This window comes from Corynebacterium sp. HMSC076D02 (assembly GCF_001813815.1).
GTDB classification, from domain to species: Bacteria; Actinomycetota; Actinomycetes; order Mycobacteriales; family Mycobacteriaceae; genus Corynebacterium; species Corynebacterium simulans.
This window is the reverse complement of sequence record NZ_KV814039.1, coordinates 1-593: the sequence shown is the minus strand read 5'-3', so window position 1 is coordinate 593 and position 593 is coordinate 1. Positions and strand designations below refer to the sequence as shown.

General features: G+C 57.0%; 1 protein-coding gene. It reads left to right on the top strand.

What is annotated here, in order from left to right; translation table 11 throughout:
* On the top strand, positions 1-547 hold a 547-nt coding region (locus HMPREF2935_RS01995; protein WP_141755997.1), incomplete at its 5' end, for an IS3 family transposase.
* Positions 548-593: the final 46 nt, after the last annotated feature.

Sequence of the window (593 nt, the reverse complement as noted above, 5' to 3'; positions counted from 1 at the left end):
CTTGGTCAAGCGCATGTTTGATACTGGTGAGCTCAACCGAGTGTGGATGTCAGATATTACCTACCTGCGCACCGGTGAAGGCTGGTTGTACTTGTGCGCAGTCCGCGATGGTCATTCCCGCAGGGTACTGGGCTGGGCTATGGATAGCGTTCAAGATACATACCTGGTCGAACGGGCCCTGCGGATGGCGCATACACTACGCGGTGACGTGCCTGACGGGCTAGTGTTTCACGCTGACCGCGGAACCCAATTTACCAGCGAGAAGCTTTGGGAAGTTTGCCGCAACCTGGGCATTGCTCAGTCCGTAGGGCGTACCGGCGTGTGCTTCGATAACGCGATGGCCGAGTCATTCTGGTCGACGCTTAAAACCGAATTCTACGACCGTAAGCGCTGGGCGACCCGTGATGCCGCGCGTAAAGCCGTTGCCTACTGGATTGAAGTCGTCTACAACCGCCGACGTCGGCACTCGGCACTCGGTATGGCAAGCCCCGTCGACTTTGAGAACCGCATCGGTCTAACCACCAGCAGAAAAGAAATAGCCGCCTAACCACTAGGTAGCTCCACTACGTGTCCACAATTTGCGGGCAACCCCA